Annotated in this window: 21 protein-coding genes, 1 tRNA gene and 1 pseudogene; 17 read left to right on the forward strand and 6 right to left on the reverse strand. The window is 63.7% G+C overall.

What is annotated here, in order from left to right:
- Nucleotides 1-61: 61 nt before the first annotated feature.
- The 4 genes from pheS (at nt 62) to DXY04_RS06440 (ending at nt 3,182) form a co-directional block, all read left to right on the forward strand.
- Nucleotides 62-1,069 (forward strand): phenylalanine--tRNA ligase subunit alpha, encoded by a 1,008-nt coding sequence (gene pheS, locus DXY04_RS06425; protein WP_115081995.1) that lies wholly within the window; start codon nt 62-64, stop codon nt 1,067-1,069.
- 80 nt (nt 1,070-1,149) lie between these two features.
- A complete protein-coding gene (locus DXY04_RS06430) occupies nt 1,150-2,058 on the forward strand; it encodes an NAD(+) kinase (protein ID WP_006851915.1) in 909 nt (302 codons plus the stop codon).
- A complete protein-coding gene (locus DXY04_RS06435; RefSeq protein WP_115161451.1) occupies nt 2,055-2,732 on the forward strand; it encodes a response regulator transcription factor in 678 nt (225 codons plus the stop codon). Before DXY04_RS06430 ends, DXY04_RS06435 begins: the two co-directional genes overlap by 4 nt.
- 6 nt (nt 2,733-2,738) lie before the next feature.
- The gene (locus DXY04_RS06440; RefSeq protein WP_115161452.1) at nt 2,739-3,182 is read left to right on the forward strand and encodes a DUF192 domain-containing protein; all 444 of its coding nucleotides are present in this window, start codon (nt 2,739-2,741) and stop codon (nt 3,180-3,182) included.
- Between the two features lie 7 nt (nt 3,183-3,189).
- On the opposite strand, the gene cbiE is transcribed toward DXY04_RS06440, so the two are convergent.
- Entirely contained in the window at nt 3,190-4,449 is a 1,260-nt protein-coding gene (gene cbiE, locus DXY04_RS06445) for a precorrin-6y C5,15-methyltransferase (decarboxylating) subunit CbiE (protein WP_115161453.1), read from the reverse strand.
- Nucleotides 4,450-4,481: 32 nt separating this feature from the next.
- On the opposite strand from cbiE, the gene DXY04_RS06450 reads away from it, so the two are divergent.
- From DXY04_RS06450 to DXY04_RS06460, 3 genes are all read left to right on the forward strand, one after another.
- Nucleotides 4,482-5,555 (forward strand): sulfotransferase, encoded by a 1,074-nt coding sequence (locus DXY04_RS06450; RefSeq protein ID WP_115161454.1) that lies wholly within the window; start codon nt 4,482-4,484, stop codon nt 5,553-5,555.
- On the forward strand, nt 5,552-5,794 hold the full coding sequence (locus tag DXY04_RS06455) for a hypothetical protein (protein ID WP_114988399.1): 243 nt from the start codon (nt 5,552-5,554) through the stop codon (nt 5,792-5,794). Before DXY04_RS06450 ends, DXY04_RS06455 begins: the two co-directional genes overlap by 4 nt.
- Before the next feature lie 107 nt (nt 5,795-5,901).
- Nucleotides 5,902-8,400, forward strand: a complete 2,499-nt coding sequence (locus DXY04_RS06460) for a GH116 family glycosyl hydrolase (protein ID WP_115161455.1) — start codon at nt 5,902-5,904, stop codon at nt 8,398-8,400.
- Here the strand turns inward: DXY04_RS06460 and DXY04_RS12455 are convergent.
- Nucleotides 8,319-8,840 carry an AraC family transcriptional regulator gene (locus DXY04_RS12455; protein ID WP_244278604.1) on the reverse strand — a complete coding sequence of 174 codons (522 nt, stop codon included), beginning with the start codon at nt 8,838-8,840 and terminating at the stop codon, nt 8,319-8,321. The two genes, DXY04_RS06460 and DXY04_RS12455, sit on opposite strands and share 82 nt — an antisense overlap.
- Nucleotides 8,825-9,034: a hypothetical protein gene (locus tag DXY04_RS06470; RefSeq protein ID WP_115161456.1), complete on the reverse strand. Its 210-nt coding sequence runs from the start codon at nt 9,032-9,034 to the stop codon at nt 8,825-8,827. Before DXY04_RS06470 ends, DXY04_RS12455 begins: the two co-directional genes overlap by 16 nt.
- 71 nt (nt 9,035-9,105) lie before the next feature.
- Here DXY04_RS06470 and DXY04_RS06475 point away from each other — a divergent pair, with 71 nt between their 5' ends.
- Both DXY04_RS06475 and ribD read left to right on the forward strand, forming a co-directional pair.
- Nucleotides 9,106-9,594 carry a DUF3122 domain-containing protein gene (locus DXY04_RS06475; protein ID WP_115133018.1) on the forward strand — a complete coding sequence of 163 codons (489 nt, stop codon included), beginning with the start codon at nt 9,106-9,108 and terminating at the stop codon, nt 9,592-9,594.
- A complete protein-coding gene (ribD, locus tag DXY04_RS06480) occupies nt 9,594-10,658 on the forward strand; it encodes a bifunctional diaminohydroxyphosphoribosylaminopyrimidine deaminase/5-amino-6-(5-phosphoribosylamino)uracil reductase RibD (protein ID WP_115161457.1) in 1,065 nt (354 codons plus the stop codon). Before DXY04_RS06475 ends, ribD begins: the two co-directional genes overlap by 1 nt.
- 2 nt (nt 10,659-10,660) lie before the next feature.
- Here ribD and DXY04_RS12635 read toward each other — a convergent pair.
- The 3 genes and pseudogenes from DXY04_RS12635 to DXY04_RS06490 form a co-directional block, all read right to left on the reverse strand.
- Nucleotides 10,661-10,822: pseudogene (locus DXY04_RS12635) on the reverse strand (ion channel); the annotation flags it as partial.
- 12 nt (nt 10,823-10,834) lie between these two features.
- Complete coding sequence (locus tag DXY04_RS06485) at nt 10,835-11,389, reverse strand: two pore domain potassium channel family protein (protein WP_371634525.1); 555 nt, start codon at nt 11,387-11,389, stop codon at nt 10,835-10,837.
- Nucleotides 11,390-11,437: 48 nt separating this feature from the next.
- Complete coding sequence (locus DXY04_RS06490) at nt 11,438-12,094, reverse strand: SOS response-associated peptidase (RefSeq protein WP_115161458.1); 657 nt, start codon at nt 12,092-12,094, stop codon at nt 11,438-11,440.
- Nucleotides 12,095-12,178: 84 nt separating this feature from the next.
- On the opposite strand from DXY04_RS06490, the gene ftsH reads away from it, so the two are divergent.
- The 8 genes from ftsH to DXY04_RS06535 form a co-directional block, all read left to right on the forward strand.
- Nucleotides 12,179-14,053, forward strand: coding sequence for an ATP-dependent zinc metalloprotease FtsH (gene ftsH / locus DXY04_RS06495; RefSeq protein ID WP_006851758.1), 1,875 nt, complete (start codon nt 12,179-12,181; stop codon nt 14,051-14,053).
- Between the two features lie 45 nt (nt 14,054-14,098).
- The gene (gene argF / locus DXY04_RS06500) at nt 14,099-15,055 is read left to right on the forward strand and encodes an ornithine carbamoyltransferase (protein ID WP_115161459.1); all 957 of its coding nucleotides are present in this window, start codon (nt 14,099-14,101) and stop codon (nt 15,053-15,055) included.
- Entirely contained in the window at nt 15,052-15,375 is a 324-nt protein-coding gene (locus tag DXY04_RS06505) for a hypothetical protein (protein WP_115161460.1), read from the forward strand. Before argF ends, DXY04_RS06505 begins: the two co-directional genes overlap by 4 nt.
- Nucleotides 15,376-15,386: 11 nt before the next feature.
- Entirely contained in the window at nt 15,387-15,611 is a 225-nt protein-coding gene (locus DXY04_RS06510; protein ID WP_115161461.1) for a hypothetical protein, read from the forward strand.
- Nucleotides 15,612-15,678: 67 nt separating this feature from the next.
- Nucleotides 15,679-16,302: a transcriptional repressor LexA gene (lexA, locus tag DXY04_RS06515; RefSeq protein ID WP_115161482.1), complete on the forward strand. Its 624-nt coding sequence runs from the start codon at nt 15,679-15,681 to the stop codon at nt 16,300-16,302.
- 60 nt (nt 16,303-16,362) lie between these two features.
- Nucleotides 16,363-16,435, forward strand: a tRNA-Ala gene (locus DXY04_RS06520).
- 297 nt (nt 16,436-16,732) lie between these two features.
- A complete protein-coding gene (locus DXY04_RS11805) occupies nt 16,733-17,047 on the forward strand; it encodes a hypothetical protein (protein WP_136975376.1) in 315 nt (104 codons plus the stop codon).
- Nucleotides 17,048-17,237: 190 nt separating this feature from the next.
- Nucleotides 17,238-17,911, forward strand: a 674-nt coding sequence (locus DXY04_RS06535; protein ID WP_198409843.1) for a VapE domain-containing protein, incomplete at its 3' end; no start/stop codon positions are given.

Here is a 17,911-nt window from a genome sequence, read left to right on the forward strand (position 1 = left end):
GCACTGAGGTGAACCTAAGCGGCACGGCTGCTTACAGTCAGCAGCTGTCTGTTCCATCCCTGTGAGCGCACCGGTCACCCTGCAGCAGCTCACCGATCAACTCGATGCCCTCGAGCAGCAGGCCGCGGCGGAGATCGCCGAGGCGGCCGATGCCGCTGCGCTGGAGCAACTGAGGGTCGGGCTGCTGGGCAAGAAGGGCCGCATCTCCGGTGTGCTCGGGGCGATGGGCAAGTTGCCCGGTGAGGAGCGTCCCCTGGTGGGTCAGCGCGCCAACGTGCTGAAAACGCAGGTGCAGTCGCTGTTGGGAGAACGGCTCCAGGCCGTGAAGCAGGCGGCCATGGCGGAGCGCATCGCCAGAGAGAGCCTCGATGTCACCGCCCCGGCTTCCGGGGTGCCGATGGGGCATCGCCATCCCCTGATCACCACCACTGAAGAGATCGTCGATCTGTTCCTGGGCCTCGGCTACAGCGTGGCCGAGGGGCCTGAGGTGGAGCGGGACCACTACAACTTCACTGCGCTGAACATCCCCGAGGACCATCCAGCCCGGGACATGCAGGACACCTTTTATCTAGGTGGTGATCTGCTGATGCGGACCCACACCTCCCCGGTGCAGATCCGTCACCTCGAAGAGAACCCGCCGCCGGTGCGGATCGTGGCTCCCGGACGGGTGTATCGCCGTGATGCCGTTGATGCCACCCACTCGCCGGTGTTCCACCAGGTGGAGGTGCTGGCCATTGATGAAGGGCTCGATTTCAGCCACCTGCGCGGCACGGTGATGGCTTTCCTCAAGGCCTTCTTCGGTGACCTGCCGGTGCGTTTCCGGGCCAGTTATTTCCCCTTCACCGAGCCCTCCGCCGAGGTGGATGTGCAGTGGCGCGGCCGCTGGCTGGAGGTGATGGGCTGCGGCATGGTGGATCCCGCCGTGCTGGAAGGGCTGGGCCTCGATCCGGAGCGCTACAGCGGTTTTGCCGCGGGCCTTGGGGTGGAGCGCTTCTGCATGGTGCGCCATGGCATTGACGACATCCGCCGGCTGTACACCAGCGATCTGCGCTTCCTCGAGCAGTTCTGATCGGGAACCTTCGTTACTGAGCGGCGTTCTGTTCTCGCGCGTCCCATAGGCTGAGGCTGACCTCTACCCGTCGTGGATCAGTGCCCCGGATCGGACTGATCGTCAATGACGGCAAGCCGCTGGCGGTGCAGACGGCGGACACGATTCAGCAGCGCCTGGAGGCTGCCGGCCATGCCGTGGAGCGGGCCAGCAGTTCCGGGGGCATGGTGGGCTTTGCCAACCCCGATCAGCACCTGCGCCTGCGCGGCTACAGCGCCTGTGTGCCCAAGGGCTTCGATCAATCGATGGTGTTGGCCATCGTGCTGGGGGGTGACGGCACGGTGCTTTCCGCCGCGCGGCAGACCGCCCCAGTGGGGATTCCAATTCTCACGATCAACACCGGCCACCTGGGATTTCTGGCCGAGGCCTATCTCGATGATCTGGATCGCGCCCTCGATGTAGTGCTCACCCAGCAATGGACGATCGAGGAACGCAGCAACCTCGTGGTGAGCGTGATGCGGGGTGATCAGCGCCGCTGGGAGGCGCTTTCTCTCAACGAGATGGCCCTGCACCGTGAGCCGCTCACGAGCATGTGCCACTTCGAGATCGCCATCGGCCGCCACGCCCCGGTGGATATTGCCGCTGATGGTGTGATCCTCTCCACGCCGACGGGTTCGACGGCCTACGCCCTCAGCTCCGGTGGGCCGGTGATCACGCCGGATTGTCCGGTGCTGCAACTCACCCCGATCGCGCCCCATTCCCTGGCCTCCCGCGCCCTGGTGTTCAGCGACCGTGAACCCGTCACGATTTTTCCAGCCACGCCGGAGCGGCTGATGATGGTGGTGGACGGCAGTGCCGGTTGCTACGTCTGGCCGGAAGATCGGGTGCTGATCCGCCGCAGCGATCACCCGGTGCGCTTTGTGCGCCTCGCCGACCATGAGTTCTTCCAGGTGCTGCGCAACAAATTGGGTTGGGGCCTGCCCCACATCGCCAAGCCCGAGCGGGAATGAACGCTGATCCCCTGTTGCTGTTGGCAGGCCCTTCGGCGGTGTCGCTGGCGCCCCGTCTGGCTGCATCGGGCTACGCCACCCTCGACTGGCTCAGTGCCGGGCCCTCGGCCCATGCCCCTGAACCGGGTGAATCTCCAGTGGCCGCTGTGCTGGCGGCAGATCAGGCCGCATTGATTCAAGACCTGCGCAGCCGTTTCGGGGCCATGCCGATCCTGTTGGATCTGGAACGCGACAGCGTTGAGGCTCGCGCCGCCTGCCTGGGAAGCGGTGCCGATGATTTCTGGCTCTCGGAGATCGGGCCCAGCGATCTGTTGCTGCGTCTGCGCCTGCACCGCACGATTCAACAGCGCTCGGGGCAGCAACCGGCGCTGCTTGAGCTGGACGATCTCATTGTCGATCCCACCACCCGAACGGTGCGGAGGGGAGACCGTGTGGTGGCGTTGACGGCCCGGGAATTCATGCTGTTGCAGGTGCTCTTGCGGCGGCGCGGCCATGTGTTGAGCCGCGAGCTGCTGCTTCAGGAGGTGTGGCAGGGGGAGCGTTCCAGCAGCAATGTTGTGGAGGTGTACGTGCGCTATCTCCGCCAGAAGCTGGAGGCCGGTGGTGAGCGTCGTTTGCTGCACACCATGCGCGGCCGGGGCTATTGCCTCGGGCAGGTGTTGCCGGAGGCTTGAGCGGCCATGGATGCCCTGCCCCCTGAGCTACCGCCGCAGTGGCTACCCATTGGTGCCCGCTGGTGCGTGGCCCAGCAGCGTTGCATTGATCTCGAGGTGGCCCGCAGTCCGGAGCAGCAGCGGCTGGGCTTGATGCAGAGGCCGGCTCTGCCGCCCTTGCGCGGGATGTGGTTTCCCTTTGCCACCCCCCAGCCGCAGCGCTTCTGGATGTTCAACACCCTTGCGCCTCTGGACATAATCTTTGTGCGCGATGGGCGGGTGCTCGATCTGGTGCCTGCCGTTCCCACCTGTGCTGCCCTGCCCTGCCGCTCCTACGCCGCCGATGCCGATGGCAATGGACGGGCTGATTTCGTTGATGCGGTGATTGAGATCGGTGCCGGTGAGGCGCAGCGGCTTGGCATTGGCATCGGCGATCCGGTTCGGATCACCCCGCTCAAGTCTTCCCCGTGAAGCCGCCTTAAGCCGGCTTCGTTCCCGTAACGATCAAGGTGGGGTTCATCGGAGCCAAGCGGGTGCCATCCCCCAGCGGTTGTCCCCGCCAGGCCTGCAGTTGCTGCACGCGCACGGCCAATCCAGCGTTTTCGAGCAGTGGCCGAACGCTGGCCAAGGCCTCGATGCTCGCCAGGGGGATCACCACAACACCGCCACACCGCAGCCGCGTCAGCACCTCCTGCAGCAGGCGCTCCCGTTGGGCGCCCCCGCCTCCGAGCAGAACCCGGTCGGGCTGGCTGAGCTGGCTCGGGAGCTCGCCGTTCAGCACCGTGTTGGCGTCGGCCTCCAGCACCGCCGCAGGGCTGACGCCGAGCCGTTGTGCATTGCGTTGAATCAGTTGCGCGCCACCGGCGCGGCGTTCCACCGCCAGCAGTTGCAGCCCTGGGCGCAAGCGCAGCGCCTCGAGACCAACGCTGCCGGTGCCGGCCCCCAGATCCCAGAGCACGCCCTGTGGCGGCAAGGCGAGTTCGGCCAGCAGTTGGATGCGCACCTCCCGCTTGGTCATCAATCCGGGGTGATCGCTGTGCTGCAGGTAGAGCCCGTCATCGAGCCCGAACAACGGCAGCTGATGCGGATCCGGTGCGGCGGGTTCGCGGGCGATCAGCAGTGCAATCAGCAGCGGATGCAGATCTGTTGGTAGTGCGGTGCCTGGGGCGATCAGCTGCACCCGTTCATCGGGGTGGCCGAGGTTTTCGCAGAGCCACAGGTCTGTGCTGGCCTCCAGCCCGCTGCTGCGCAACATCTGCTGCACGGTGCCGGCGCCCCCCTGGTTCGGGTCCGTCAGCACCGCCAGGGCCGCCGGTCGCTTCTGCAGGGTGCTGGCCAGGATTTCGGGGTCCCGTCCGTGCAGGCTCACCCAGTCGGCGTCCTGCCAGGGGCGCCCGATGCGGGCGAAAGCCAGCTGCAGCGATGTGGGGGCGGGATGAAACCGCAGCCGCTCTGCCCCGATGCGGTCGCAAAGGATGCGCCCCAGGCCGAACCAGAGCGGATCGCCGCTGGCCAGCACCACCACAGCTTCATCAGCCGCCCTTGATTGCAGGCTGTCCACCAGAGCCCGCGGGTCATCGCTGCTGATCAGCTCGGGCTTGGTGTCCCCCAGCCAGTCCTGCAGAGCAGCTTGCAACCGCTGCGGTGCTGCAATCACGGTGGCCGCCCGCAGCAGCGTCTGCTGTGGAGCGGGCAACGAGGCGGGTGCCCCGGCGTCGGTGCCGATCACATCGATCATCCCGTCATTCTGGTGTGAGGGTTTGTGGGGCCATGGCAGGGGGTGATCTGCTGGTGGATCGCTTGGTGGCTGGGGGCTTCCTGCGTCCTGCGGTGCTGCTTCGAGGCTTGCAGCTGCGTCGCCCGGCCCTCTCCTGCTGGAGGGTGGGCCTTTTGATGGGACTCAGTGGCCTGCTGGTGGAGCCTCTGGCTTGGCTGCAGTCGTGGCTGTGGGCTTGCCGGTTGCGGAAGGCTGAACTGCCGGACGATCCGATCGTGGTGATTGGCCACTGGCGCAGTGGCACCACCTATCTGCATCAGTTGCTGGCCTGTGACCCCACGCTGGCCACGGCGCGCAATTCGCTCACCACGGCACCGCAGGTGGCGCTGCTGCTCAAACCTCTGATTCGCTGGGCACTCCAAACGTGGATGACGCGCCAGCGGCCGATCGATGCGGTGCCCTGGGGTCCGGACGACCCCCAGGAGGATGAGCTCGGTTTGGCCCGACTCAGCATCGACACCAACATGGCGGGTATGGCCTTTCCCCTGGCCTATCCCTGGTTTTTCCGGCGCAATGTTCTGGGTTCTTCCGCTGCCTTCGAGCGGCAGTGGCTGCACTTCACCAAGCTCACCTGGCTCCATGACGGGCATGGGAAGGAGGGACTGCTGATCAAGAACAGCGCCCATTCCGCCCGGGTGGAGTTGGTGCTGCGCCACTTCTCCAGGGCGCGCTTTGTGCTCCTGCGGCGTGATCGGCAGGATTCGATCCGTTCGCTGGTTCAGGTGAAGCAGCGGTTGGGTTCACTGGTGGGGCTTCAGCCCCTGCCCGATGCCGTCACCCAGGTGGAGGAAACGGTGGCGGCCCATCGCCAGCTGCTTGAGGCCTTTGAGGCGTCTCGGTACCGGATTCCTGCGGGGCAGTTGGTTGAATTGCCTTATGAGGAGTTGATCCGCCACCCCCTCGCTGCGCTGAAACGGATCTATGACGAACTCGGGCTCAGCAGCTGGCCAGTGGCGCAGGCCCCGCTGCAGGCTCGGATTGCCCAGGCCCGCAGCTACACCGCTGATCCGGTGACCCTGCCCTTGGCGGCGGAACAGCGCCTGAACGACCTGATGGAGGAGGCATGACCCCAGCCCACGATCGTCGCCAACGCTTGCATGAGCTTGTGATTGCCTTGATTGCTCAGCAGGACGATCTGCCCTTGCTCGATCCCGATCAGCCCGACCTGGAGGGGACGGCCCCTGGCCGTTGGCTGGATCAGAACCGCCGCAGCCTGCATCGCTATCAAGCCTTGGTCCGCACGGCGGTCACCTTGGATGCCCTGCTGGATGCCGAAGACAATCCCTCACCACTGTCTGCAGGTTGATGTCTGCGAGCTGATCGCAACGGCTGGCTGATCGCAACGGCTGGCTGATCGCAACGGCTGGCTGATCGCGTCAAACCTGGCAATCTGGGGCGACTCTCGGCCCCTGCATGGCTTCGTTCGGTTGGTCCGCTCTGAACTCCCTGCTGGGTCGCGGCAAGCAAGCCAAGGGCTGGCAGCCACCGGAGGCCTCCTGGAGCCGACCCTTTGGCCTGGGCTGGGACAAGCCCTACACGGTTCGCTATGCCAGCAACCTCGACGACGGCCCCAACCACGGCATGCCGCTGGGGGGCTTCGGAGCTGGCTGCTTCGGGCGGGCGCCCGACGGCAACATCAACCTCTGGCACCTCGATGGCGGCGAGCATTGGTTTGGGGTGCTTCCCGATTGCCAGTTCGCTCTGTTTGAAGGGAATGGCCGCGGCAAGCGCGCCCACGCCCTGGCGGTTCAGCCGGATCGGGATGCCTCGCGGCCGGAGGCTGGCCAGCCGCTAAAGGCCTGGGAGTGGTACCCGGCCAGCACGCCGGATCGCAGCACCGGCACCTATTCAGCCCGTTATCCCCTCAGCTGGACCAGCTATGAGGGCGTGTATGACGCCGAGGTGCGTTGTGAGGCCTTCAGCCCGATCCTGCCGGGTGATTACCAGCGCACCAGCTACCCGGTGGCGGTGTTCGTCTGGACGCTGCGCAATCCCACGGATCAGCCTCTTGATTTGTCGTTGCTGCTGAGTTGGCGTAATACCACCGGCTGGTTCACCAACACCGATGCCTCGGCGGAGGTTCACTTCCGAGATGACGGCAGCCCGGAGCACAACTACGCCCCGGCCATCGGCAGCACCACCGGCCAGCGCAACCGTTGCATTGACGATGGCTCCCTCAAGGGAGTGGTACTGGAGGGCAACGTCTCCAACCCCGTTGCCGAAGGTGAGGGCCAGTGGTGCATCGCCACAGCCGAGCAGCCCGGTCTGACGATCCAGCGCTGCAGTCGCTGGAATCCCAGCGGTGATGGGCGTGAGCTGTGGGACAGCTTCAGTGCCGATGGCTCCATCCCCGAGAGCAACAACGACCGACGCAGTGGATCCGACGATCCCCTCAGTGCTGCGCTGGCGGTGCAGTGTCAGCTGCCCCCCGGGCAGAGCATTGAGATTCCGCTGGTGATCAGCTGGGATCTGCCTGTGACGGCCTTTGCTACCGGCAGCCAGGCGCTGCGCCGCTACACCGACTTCTTCGCTGCGGATGCCAACCAGGCGGTTGCCATTGCCGCTGAAGCGCTGCGTGACTGGCGCAGTTGGCGCCAGCAGATCGAGGCCTGGCAGCAGCCGGTGATGCAACGCCAGGACCTGCCGGAACCGCTGCGAATGGCTCTGTTCAATGAGCTCTATGACCTCTGCAGTGGCGGCAGTCTCTGGAGTGCGGCATCACCGGAGGATCCCTACGGCCGCTTCGGCGTTCTCGAGTGCCTCGACTACGCCTGGTACGAAAGTCTTGACGTTCGTCTCTACGGATCCCTGGCCCTGCTGCAGCTCTGGCCAGAACTCGACAAGGCCGTGCTGCGCAGCTTTGCCCGGGCGGTCCCGGCCGCAGATGCCACCCAGCGCCCGATCGGTTGGTACTTCACCCAGGGCAAGGGCCGGGTGGAGGCTGACCGCAAGGTGAAAGGAGCCACCCCCCACGACCTGGGGGCTCCCAACGAGATCCCCTGGGATGCGACCAACTACACCGCTTATCAGGACTGCAACCTCTGGAAAGACCTCGGCAGTGATTTTGTGCTGCAGGTGTGGCGCACGTTCAAGCTCGCCCCCAGTGGTGAAGACATCCGCTTCCTCGCCGATTGCTGGCCGGCGGCCGTGGAGGCGCTGCGCTACCTGAAAACGTTCGATGTGAACAACGACGGCCTGCCCGACAACGGCGGTGCTCCGGATCAGACCTTCGACGACTGGCCCCTCAAAGGGGTGAGTGCCTACTGCGGTGCCCTCTGGATTGCTGCGCTTGAGGCTGCTCTGGCCATTGCCCAGACGCTTCAGCTCAGCACAGGGCTCGATACCTCCGCTGAGCAACGTGAATTCAGCGGTTGGCTGGAGCAATCCCGAGGCAATTTCGACAAGCTGCTCTGGAACGGCGAGTACTACGACATTGATGCCGAGAGCGGCACGCCGGTGGTGATGGCCGATCAGCTCTGCGGCGATTTCTACGCACGGCTCCTGGGCCTGCCGCCGGTGGTGAGTGACAACAACAGCCGCAGCACCTTGAAGGCCGTGAAGGAGGCCTGTTTCGAGGCTTTCGATGGTGGATCCCTCGGTGTGGCCAACGGCCTGCGCCGCGATGGCATGCCCTTGGATCCCAATGGCACCCACCCGCTCGAGGTGTGGACGGGGATCAACTTCGGGATCGCCAGCTACTACCGCCTGATGGGAGACAAGCAGACGGCGCAAGCGATCTGCTCAGCGGTTGTCGAGCAGGTGTATTCCGGTGGTCTGCAATTCCGCACTCCTGAGGCGATCACTGCGGTGAACACCTTCCGGGCCTGTCACTACCTCAGGGCCATGGCCATCTGGGGGCTCTGGGCCACGGAGACCGATTGGACGCTCATCCCCGGAGCGGATGCCCGTTGAAGCGAGGCGCTGGGGGATTCACCGAACTGGTTGCGGTAATCCCTGGCGAAGTGATTCCGGCTATGGAAGCCGTAATGGCAGGCAATTTCATGCACGGTGCTGCCGCCAATGGTCTCCAGCACCGCCACTTCCACCAGATCCTCCTGGCCCCCTCCCATCAGCTGGGCCTGGATCAAGGCGCTGATCTCCTCAAACCTCTGGGGGTGGAGGTTGGCGGAGTTGGACCTGTGGATCACCTCGAGCGTCTGGTGATCACCGGTGGCGGTGGCGAGCTGTTCAAATCGTGTCTGGGAGACGAGGGCAACCTGGATGTGGGCTCCTGCCGGAAGCTGAACAAAAGCGTCGCTCAGGCCGGTTTGAAAACCATTCAGTGAGCAGTGTTGTATTTCCTTCCCGCGAACCACCGGTAGCTGATCGGTGGTGTTCAAGCTGAGGGGCAAGACCCCAGGGCGTCGGTTGCACTGAAGCAGCAGGTCTTGATTGGTCTGGATGGATAAAACCGGTAGCTGCCGTGAACCACCCAGCGGAAGCTCCCTTCGAGCCGGCCCCGGCTCAATTGGGCGACATCCATCTCAAAGCCCACCGCCTGCAGGCTCTTGCTGAGGCCCAGAGCAGAGTGGAATGCAACCTCCATGGGTTGATTTTTGGCGTGAATCGCCTTCTGTACAGGTTTGTTGTGAGAATTCACTCACTCACCTCCTGCCCATGCGCCGTTTGCTCTGCTGTTTGTTGGCTGCTCTGGGGCTGCTGCTGCTCACGCCAGGTCTGGCATGGGCCCAGGTTCATCAGCACGAAAACGAGGATGGCGTCGCCATGGTCCGTTCGCTGGAGAGCCTCAGGGACCTCGATTACGACAGCTGGCAGGCGGTGGCCTACCGCGAAGGCCCTCCGGGCCAGCCGGTGGTGCTGCGCGTGGTGGGCTATCCCGGGAAACTGCGGCTCGATCATCCGGTGAGCCTCCAGGTGTTGGCGGGTCGGCGCGAATGGCAGCTGGACGACATCACCCTGGCCAACCCGGTGCTGGCCACCGATGGCCGCGACGCAGCGGCTGAATTTGCCCTCGATCCTCTGCTGGACGATCTCAGCAACAACCGACCGCTGCGTCTGGCGTTGCCGGGTGTCTTCACCGAGTTGCCTATCCCTCCCTACGTCGTTGGTGAATGGCGCTCCCTGCAGGAGCTGCCCCTCAGCTGATGTGGGAGCTCTGGATGCGGCGGGCTCTGGCCCTGGCCGCCCTTGCCGAAGGCCATACCAGCCCCAACCCCCTCGTGGGGGCCGTGGTTCTTGATCGCGAAGGGCGCCTTGTGGGCGAAGGTTTTCATGCGCGGGCCGGAGACGCCCATGCTGAGGTGGTGGCCTTGCGGCAGGCCGGGGATGCGGCCCGGGGCGGAACCCTCGTGGTCACCCTTGAACCCTGCTGCCACCACGGCCGCACGCCCCCCTGCAGTGAGGCGGTTCTTCGCGCGGGCATTGGCCGCGTTGTGATCGCCCTGGAGGATCCCGATCCCCGGGTGGATGGGGGCGGCATCCGGCAGCTGAGGCAGGCGGGGCTGGATGTGATCAGTGGTGTGCTTCGCGAGGAGGCTCGCCAGCAGAACCGGGCCTTTCTGCACCGCGTTCGCACCGGCCGCCCGTTTGGAATCTTGAAGTGGGCCATGAGCCTCGATGGCCGCACTGCTTTGCCCAATGGCGCCAGCCAATGGATCAGCGGTCCATCCGCCCGCGACTGGGTGCATCAGCTGCGCAGTGGCATGGATGCCGTGGTGGTTGGGGGCGGCACGGTGCGCGGCGATGATCCGCTGCTCACCAGCAGGGGCCGGCGTTCACCGGAACCGCTGCGGGTGGTGCTGAGCCGCAGTTTGGATCTGCCGGATCAGGCTCAGCTCTGGGATACCGCGGTGGCGCCGACCCTCGTGGCCCATGGCCCCGATGCCGACCTCCGGCGTTTGCCATCCGGGCCTGAGGCACTTCGGCTTTCGTCCTGTGAACCGCAGCAGCTGATGGAGGCCCTGGCGGAACGGGGGTGCAACCAGGTGCTTTGGGAATGCGGCCCTGAGCTGGCGGCCGCGGCGATCCGGCAGGCCTGCGTGCAGGAGATTGCAGCGGTGGTGGCTCCGAAGTTGATGGGGGGCATGGCGGCCCGCACCCCCCTTGGAGATCTGAACTTCAGCGCCATGGATCAGGTGCTGCAGGGGCAGTGGCATCAGAGCGAGCCCATGGGCAACGACTGGTTGCTGCGTTGGCGCAGCGGCAGCTGAGCTCAGCGCTCCCGGCTTTGCCGATCGAGGCTGCTGGCAAAGCGGCCGATCAGCACTCCCATCACGGCAGCGAGGTAGAGCGGTCCGGCAACGCTGGTGGCCACACTCACCATCCGTGACAGGGGGAGCATCGGGCTGATGTCCCCAAAACCGACGGTGGTGAGGCAAACGAAGGCTTAGTAGTTGATTGCCGAAAAAAGGCGGGCGCTGGCCAGGACGCTCGAATCGCCGACGTTGGCCATTTCCAGGGGTTGAAAGCTGCCCGGCTGGATGGTTCCCAGAGCACTCATCACCAGGCCGGCGGCGAGTCCGATGTGCAGGTACCCGGCCGTGGCACCCATCAGCAGCGCTTCGGTGACGCGCTTGGTGCTGGCGAAGCGGGTTACCAGGCGGATCACGCTCCAGCCCACCAGCACGCTCCAGCTCAGGGCCAGCGGCATGCCGCTGTAGATCAGCTCCAGGGGCGTGAGCAGCCAGAGCCACATGGTCACCACGGCCATCAGCCCCAGACCCCGATACAGCGCATTACTACAGCTCGGAGCGTTGCTGCTCCCCACCATCACCTGGGTGAGCAGCAAGGCAATCAGGCTGTAGCCGATGTAGGTCGCCCACACCAAGCGGGGAAAGGCGAAGCCCACGGTGGCAATCACAGTGCAGAGCAGCAGCAGCTTTAGCTGGGTGTCATCCCGCCGCAGGAGCCCCTGAACCAGTCCCACCAGCACCTTGGCCACTGTCGCTGCCCCCAGGTTCGGCAGTGAGCTGCGGCTGTCAAGCCTTGCTCAATCGAGCAAGGAGAGCTGCTGGTGCCTGTTGGCAGGGGCCGCTGGCTTGAGTGCTCTGCAGTCCCATGGCTCCGCTGGCGCTGGCGTGAGCATCGGCTCGAGGGCGCGTCGGTGGGCTCCATCACCCGGTTCCAGCCAGATGCTCTCCAACCCCTCGGGGATGATCACCGGCATCCGATCGTGCAATGGGGCCACCAGGCTGTTGGGCTTCGTCGTGATCACGCAGCAGGTCTCCACTTCACTGCCATCGGGGCCGATCCAGCGGTCCCAGACACCGGCCAGCCAGAACAGCTGCCGGTCTTTGCGCTGGATCAGATGACCCTTTTCAAAAAAGCCGGTGCTGGGCAGAAGGCAGCGGTGATGACGCCATGGCCCGCGAAAGGAGGCTTTCTCCGCGATGGTTTCGGCGCGGGCATTGATCGGTCGCGGCGCCTGCAGCGGGTCCTTGACCCAGCCCGGCAGGAGGCCCCAGAGCATGTGGGACAGACGGTCTTCACCGTGCTCACGCCGCACCGCCAGCACCGGCTCATGGGGGCGGATCAGCTCGCGGGGGGCGTAATGCTCCAGCCAGGCGCTGTCCTCCGGCCGCAACCAGCTGCGCAGCAGCTGCTGCAATTCCGCGCGAGGCGTGTCGAGGCAGTAGCGACCACACATGGGCAGAAGCTAGGCGCCGTTCGGTTCTCACACCCGTTGATTGCCAGAGATCCCTCGTAGCGTGTCGGAACTCTCAGGCCATCCATGCCGATCCGCCAGGACGACAACCAGCCGAACCGTCGCTTCGGGATCATCAACCTGGTGCTGATTGGCTTCGGGGTGTTGCTGCTGGCCAGCAGCTTCCTCCCTAGCAACGGCATGCAGCAGGTGCCGCGGGTGCCCTACTCCCTGTTCATCGACCAGGTGAATGACGGTGCGGTGAAGCGGGCCTTCATCACGCAAGACCAGATTCGCTACGAGCTGAGTGATCCCGAAGAGGGCACACCTCCCGTGCTGGCCACTACGCCGATCTTCGACATGGATCTGCCCCAACGCCTCGAGACCAAGGGGGTTGAATTCGCGGCAGCTCCCCCGAAGAAGCCGAACATCTTCACCACCATCCTCAGCTGGGTGGTGCCGCCCCTGATCTTCATCCTGGTGCTGCAGTTCTTTGCTCGCCGCTCGATGGGCGGTGGTGCTCAGGGGGCGTTGAGCTTCACCAAGAGCAAGGCCAAGGTTTACGTACCCGATGAGGAGTCGCGGATCACCTTCGCCGACGTGGCGGGCGTGGATGAGGCGAAGCAGGAACTCACGGAGATCGTCGACTTCCTCAAGCGCCCTGAGCGCTATGCCGAGATCGGTGCGCGCATTCCTAAAGGTGTGCTGCTGGTCGGCCCTCCCGGCACCGGTAAGACCCTGCTGTCCAAGGCCGTGGCCGGCGAAGCCGAGGTGCCCTTTTTCATCATTTCCGGCTCGGAGTTCGTGGAACTCTTCGTTGGTGCTGGTGCCGCCCGGGTCCGCGACCTGTTTGAAGAAGCGAAGAAAAAAGCGCCTTGCATCATTTTCATCGACGAATTGGACGCCATCGGCAAGAGCCGTTCGGGCTCCATGGGCGTTGTCGGCGGCAACGACGAACGGGAGCAGACCCTCAACCAGCTGCTCACCGAGATGGATGGCTTCACCGCCCAGGACAAGCCGGTGATCGTTCTGGCGGCCACCAACCAGCCCGAGGTGCTGGATGCAGCTCTGCTGCGTCCCGGCCGTTTCGACCGGCAAGTGCTGGTGGACCGTCCGGACCTCTCCGGCCGCAAGACTATCCTCGAGATCTACGCCAAGAAGGTGAAGCTCGCTGCAGGTGTTGACCTCGACAGCGTCGCCCAGGCCACCAGTGGTTTTGCCGGCGCTGATCTCGCCAACCTGGTGAATGAAGCTGCCCTGCTCGCAGCGCGTGCCCAGCGCACCAGCGTTGAGCAGCAGGACCTCGGTGAAGCGATCGAGAGGGTTGTGGCTGGTCTGGAGAAGAAGAGCCGCGTCCTTCAGGACGACGAAAAGAAGGTGGTGGCGTATCACGAGGTGGGCCACGCGATCGTGGGCCATCTCATGCCTGGCGGCAGCAAGGTGGCCAAGATCTCGATCGTGCCCCGTGGCATGAGCGCCCTGGGCTACACCCTGCAGCTGCCTACCGAAGAGCGCTTCCTCAATTCCAAGGAGGAACTCCAGGGCCAGATCGCCACGCTTCTCGGTGGTCGCTCGGCTGAGGAGATCGTCTTCGGCAAGATCACAACGGGTGCTGCCAACGACCTGCAGCGGGCCACCGATCTGGCTGAGCAGATGGTGGGCACCTATGGCATGAGCGACACCCTGGGGCCCTTGGCCTACGACAAGCAGGGCGGTGGCCGTTTCCTTGGTGGAGGCAACAACCCCCGCCGCTCAGTAAGTGATGCCACGGCTCAGGCCATTGATAAGGAGGTCCGCGGGCTGGTGGACCAGGCCCACGACGATGCCCTCGCAATCCTGCGGGAAAACATGGCGCTGCTCGAGACGATCGCCCAGAAGATCCTCGAGAAAGAGGTGATCGAGGGGGATGACCTCAAGCAGATGCTCGAGGCGAGTGTGCTGCCGTCCGGTGTGACCGCTTGACGGCAGCGGGCCTCATCCCCGATAACAGTCCTTTGAACCGTCGCGATGGCTACCGCTTCTGCGGGCGTTGCTGCTGTCCTGTCTCCGCTGTGCGGACGTGACTTCCTTTCCTCAGCGGATTGTTCGGCTGAGGAAACAGCAGCGTTGCTGGATCTGGCTGCACAACTGAAGAGCGGCGATCGTCGGATCGATCTCGGCAACCGTGTGCTGGGTCTGATCTTCAGCAAGGCCTCCACCCGTACCCGTGTGAGTTTTCAGGTGGCCATGGCCCGCCTCGGCGGCCAGACGGTGGATCTCAATCCTTCCGTCACCCAGCTCGGCCGCGGCGAGCCGCTGGAAGACACGGCCCGGGTTCTGAGCCGTTACTGCGATGTGCTGGCGATTCGCACCTTCGCTCAGCAGGAACTGGTGGACTACGCCCACTGGGCCTCGGTGCCGGTGATCAATGCCCTCACCGATCTGGAGCATCCCTGTCAGGCCCTGGCCGACTTCCTCACCATGCAGGAAGCCCATGGCGCCCTTCCTGGTCAGACCCTGGCCTATGTGGGCGACGGCAACAACGTGGCCCATTCCCTGATGCTCTGCGGCGCGTTGCTGGGGGTGAATGTGCGGATCGGCTGCCCCGAGGGCTTCGAGCCCTTGCCGGGTGTGCTTGAGCAGGCCCAATCCCTGGCACAGCACGGTGCCTCGATTGAGGTGGTGACTGACCCCCGTGAGGCGGTGGCGGGAGCCCAGGCCGTTTACACCGACGTTTGGGCCTCCATGGGCCAGGAAGCCGAACAGGCGGAGCGGGAGCAGGCCTTTGCGGGATTCTGCGTGGATCAAGCCCTGATGGAGCAGGCGGCAGCCGATGCCATCGTTCTGCACTGCCTACCGGCCCACCGCGGTGAGGAGATCAGCGCCGAGGTGATGGAGGGCACGGCGAGCCGCATCTTTGATCAGGCGGAAAACCGCCTGCATGCGCAGCAGGCGCTGTTGGCGGCGTTGATGGGTGGTCTGTGACGGTGATCCACCGCTGGTTGGTGCCGTTGATCGTCACCGCCCATGCGGTGGCAGCATCAGCGGATCAGGCCACCGACAAACAACAGCAGAGCACCATTGCCCGCTGGACGGCCGAGAAAATCTGTGAAATGGGTGTGGATGCTTTTTACGCCTTGCCGGATCCTGAGCTCAAAACCATGTTTGAGCGCGACACCTCGATGCGTTACGAGGATGTTCCCAACGCACCAACCGATCAAGAGAAGTCCCGTATTACCGGGCAGTTGATGGGATATCTGATGGCGGCCTGTCCGCAACAGCTTGAGTCGTACAAAAACCGCTGAAGAGCATCGCGATGCGTAAGGAACGCTGCTGGGTTTGGTTCAAAGCTGGCCTCTCGGAGGAGGGGCACTGGATGTCGGGCTGGGTGGCCAGCACAACCGAGGAGCCTGGGCTGCTGATTGAGCATCCCGGGTATGTCTCCTGCCGGGTTCCCGAATGGCGTGTGGTGTTCAAGGAGCCCAAAGACCTGACCCTGGCGCCGAGCATTCCCGAGGCTGCGGTGTGGAAGCTGGTTTGAACTGAGCCTGCGCTTGCGGCACACGGCAAGGAGCGGTACAAATGTATTGCCCGAACCTTTTCTTGCGGTGACCCGTGCCCCCCAGGAGCCCCTCACCACTGCTCAGCAAGAGCTTTACGACTGGCTGTCGGACTACATCGGCACCCATCGCCACAGCCCTTCGATTCGCCAGATGATGCAGGCGATGGGACTGCGCTCTCCTGCGCCGATTCAGAGCCGGTTGCGCCATCTTCAGCAGAAGGGATGGATCACCTGGCAGGAAGGCCAGGCGCGCACTCTGCAGCTCTTGGGCGACATGGTGGGTGCCGCAGGGATTCCCGTGCTAGGCGCCGTTGCCGCCGGTGGCCTTGTGACGGCTTTTGATGATGTTCAGGAGCATCTCAATCTGGCGCCGGTGCTGGAGACCCGTGGCCTGTTTGCCCTGACGGTGAACGGTGACTCGATGGTCGACTCCCACATCGCCGATGGTGATGTGGTGTTGATGGAGCCGGTGCAGGATCCGCAGCGGCTGCGCAACGGCACGGTGGTAAGTGCTCTGGTGGCCGGCAGTGGCACCACGCTCAAGCATTTCCATCGCCAGGGAGCGACGGTGGTGCTGGAAGCTGCCAACCCTGCTTATCAACCGATTGAGCTTCCCGCCGAACAGGTGGAGGTGCAGGGTCGCTTGGTTGCCGTGTGGCGGCAGGTCTGAGGCTCCCGCGGTGTAAGCTGTGACACGACAACGGCGGCTCTGAAGCCACCACGTCGATATGGGGCCATAGCTCAGCTGGTAGAGCACCTGCATGGCATGCAGGGGGTCAGGAGTTCGAGTCTCCTTGGCTCCATTGACATCTCACTCCTCGTCTCACGGCGATGAGTGTGTTTTGTAAGTGTGTTTCCGCATTGAGTGTGTTCCGCTCGTGCGGAGGCCACACACCACCCGTTGTGGATCTTTGGATGCATGCAGGCTCTTGCCGCCTCATGTAGTGTTTTTGTGTTGATAGGCGTATCGCATTAGGGCTCTCTAATCCCTTCTCCGCTGCGCACCCGCGACCTCAGCTAGTCGTGGCTTGGTACTTGGCCAGGAAACTGGTGACTGGGTGGATCAGGTCAGCAATGAGGGAACTTCCTATTGCTGTTTCATGCCCCGCAACCGCAACAAATACCGCCGACAGTCTCTGACTGAGGTTCGTGTGAATGGCCAAGACATTCGCATTAGTCCTTATTCGGCTCAGTTCACCGCCGATGGCAAAGGTGAGGCTGAGCACGTACGTCAGATGACCGAGCTGGTTTGTGTAACTCGGCCGGTGCCTCAAGTTGCTGATCAGGTCATTGCTCTTCATCAGGGCAAGCGTGATCCAGTAGCAGCAGCAATCAGAGAAAAGTTGCCCTCAACGAATCCTGATCCTTCGTTTACTACCAATGCAGCAATGGAAACCGACACCAGCCGCAGCTAGCGAGCTGGGCATCAGCAAAGACACGCTGAAGCGAAAGGTGGAATCCAGGGGTGGATTCCTAGAAAACAAAGTCCACTACAACCTGGGCCCAAGCAAAAACAGCGCCATCACCTGGAACGTTGCTCTCGTTCGTGATGCGTTCAACGAGCGTGGCCTTCAGGCTCGATATCAGCAAGGGGTGTCTTGAGCGATGAGACATCTCACTAAAGACCTGGTGCCTTGCGTTGAAGCCAAAAAGCGGCAGTTGAACCCCGCTGAACTATGTGCGCTTTGGCGAAATGCTCCGTATCGGCTGGCTTTCAATGAGCTGACTCAGGAGGTTGAGCTTGATGGCAGACCTCTGCCGGTTGCGGACATTGAGGAGGCGTACATCGGGCTGTCTGAGGTTGGTTATGAGGCCAATCCCAAAACAGCTGCTGACACGGTTCTGAAAGTTGCGCGTGAGGGTCGCTATCACCCAGTGCAGAGGTATTTCGAGGACCTCGAACAGGACGAATCAATTCGACCTGTCGACCTATCGACCTTCTCCGCGGACTACTTCGGGACGTCAGACCCGCTGTATGACGCGATGTGGGCTGCCGCTTTACTTGGTGCTGTCTGGCGGGTGTTTCAGCCGGGTTGTCAGTTTGACTTTGTCTTGACGCTTAAAGGGGCTCAGGGCATCCGTAAAAGCTCAAGCTTTCAGGCGCTTGTCCCCAACCCTGATTGGTTTTCTTCCTCGACGCATGATCAGGCCAAGGACATGACGGTTGCAGCGCATCGCGTCTGGATCACGGAGCTTGCAGAGCTGGAACACATCACGGGTAAGCGATCGACAGGTGCTCTCAAGAACCACATCACCACCAGGACAGACCTCTGCCGTGT

It is taken from the genome of Synechococcus sp. UW86 (assembly GCF_900474085.1).
In the GTDB taxonomy this organism is placed as follows: Bacteria; Cyanobacteriota; Cyanobacteriia; order PCC-6307; family Cyanobiaceae; genus Parasynechococcus.

What these genes read in the sequence shown, in the direction of transcription:
- ftsH (WP_006851758.1), top strand. Translation starts at nt 12,179, where the DNA reads ATGCCGATCCGCCAGGACGACAACCAGCCGAACCGTCGCTTCGGGATC.
- DXY04_RS06435 (WP_115161451.1), top strand. Translation starts at nt 2,055, where the DNA reads ATGAACGCTGATCCCCTGTTGCTGTTGGCAGGCCCTTCGGCGGTGTCG.
- argF (WP_115161459.1), top strand. Translation starts at nt 14,099, where the DNA reads ATGGCTACCGCTTCTGCGGGCGTTGCTGCTGTCCTGTCTCCGCTGTGC.
- DXY04_RS11805 (WP_136975376.1), top strand. Translation starts at nt 16,733, where the DNA reads ATGCCCCGCAACCGCAACAAATACCGCCGACAGTCTCTGACTGAGGTT.
- DXY04_RS06510 (WP_115161461.1), top strand. Translation starts at nt 15,387, where the DNA reads ATGCGTAAGGAACGCTGCTGGGTTTGGTTCAAAGCTGGCCTCTCGGAG.
- DXY04_RS06490 (WP_115161458.1), bottom strand. Translation starts at nt 12,094, where the DNA reads ATGTGTGGTCGCTACTGCCTCGACACGCCTCGCGCGGAATTGCAGCAG.
- DXY04_RS06475 (WP_115133018.1), top strand. Translation starts at nt 9,106, where the DNA reads ATGCGCCGTTTGCTCTGCTGTTTGTTGGCTGCTCTGGGGCTGCTGCTG.
- DXY04_RS06470 (WP_115161456.1), bottom strand. Translation starts at nt 9,034, where the DNA reads ATGGAGGTTGCATTCCACTCTGCTCTGGGCCTCAGCAAGAGCCTGCAG.
- ribD (WP_115161457.1), top strand. Translation starts at nt 9,594, where the DNA reads ATGTGGGAGCTCTGGATGCGGCGGGCTCTGGCCCTGGCCGCCCTTGCC.
- DXY04_RS06450 (WP_115161454.1), top strand. Translation starts at nt 4,482, where the DNA reads ATGGCAGGGGGTGATCTGCTGGTGGATCGCTTGGTGGCTGGGGGCTTC.
- cbiE (WP_115161453.1), bottom strand. Translation starts at nt 4,449, where the DNA reads ATGATCGATGTGATCGGCACCGACGCCGGGGCACCCGCCTCGTTGCCC.
- DXY04_RS06455 (WP_114988399.1), top strand. Translation starts at nt 5,552, where the DNA reads ATGACCCCAGCCCACGATCGTCGCCAACGCTTGCATGAGCTTGTGATT.
- DXY04_RS06460 (WP_115161455.1), top strand. Translation starts at nt 5,902, where the DNA reads ATGGCTTCGTTCGGTTGGTCCGCTCTGAACTCCCTGCTGGGTCGCGGC.
- DXY04_RS06440 (WP_115161452.1), top strand. Translation starts at nt 2,739, where the DNA reads ATGGATGCCCTGCCCCCTGAGCTACCGCCGCAGTGGCTACCCATTGGT.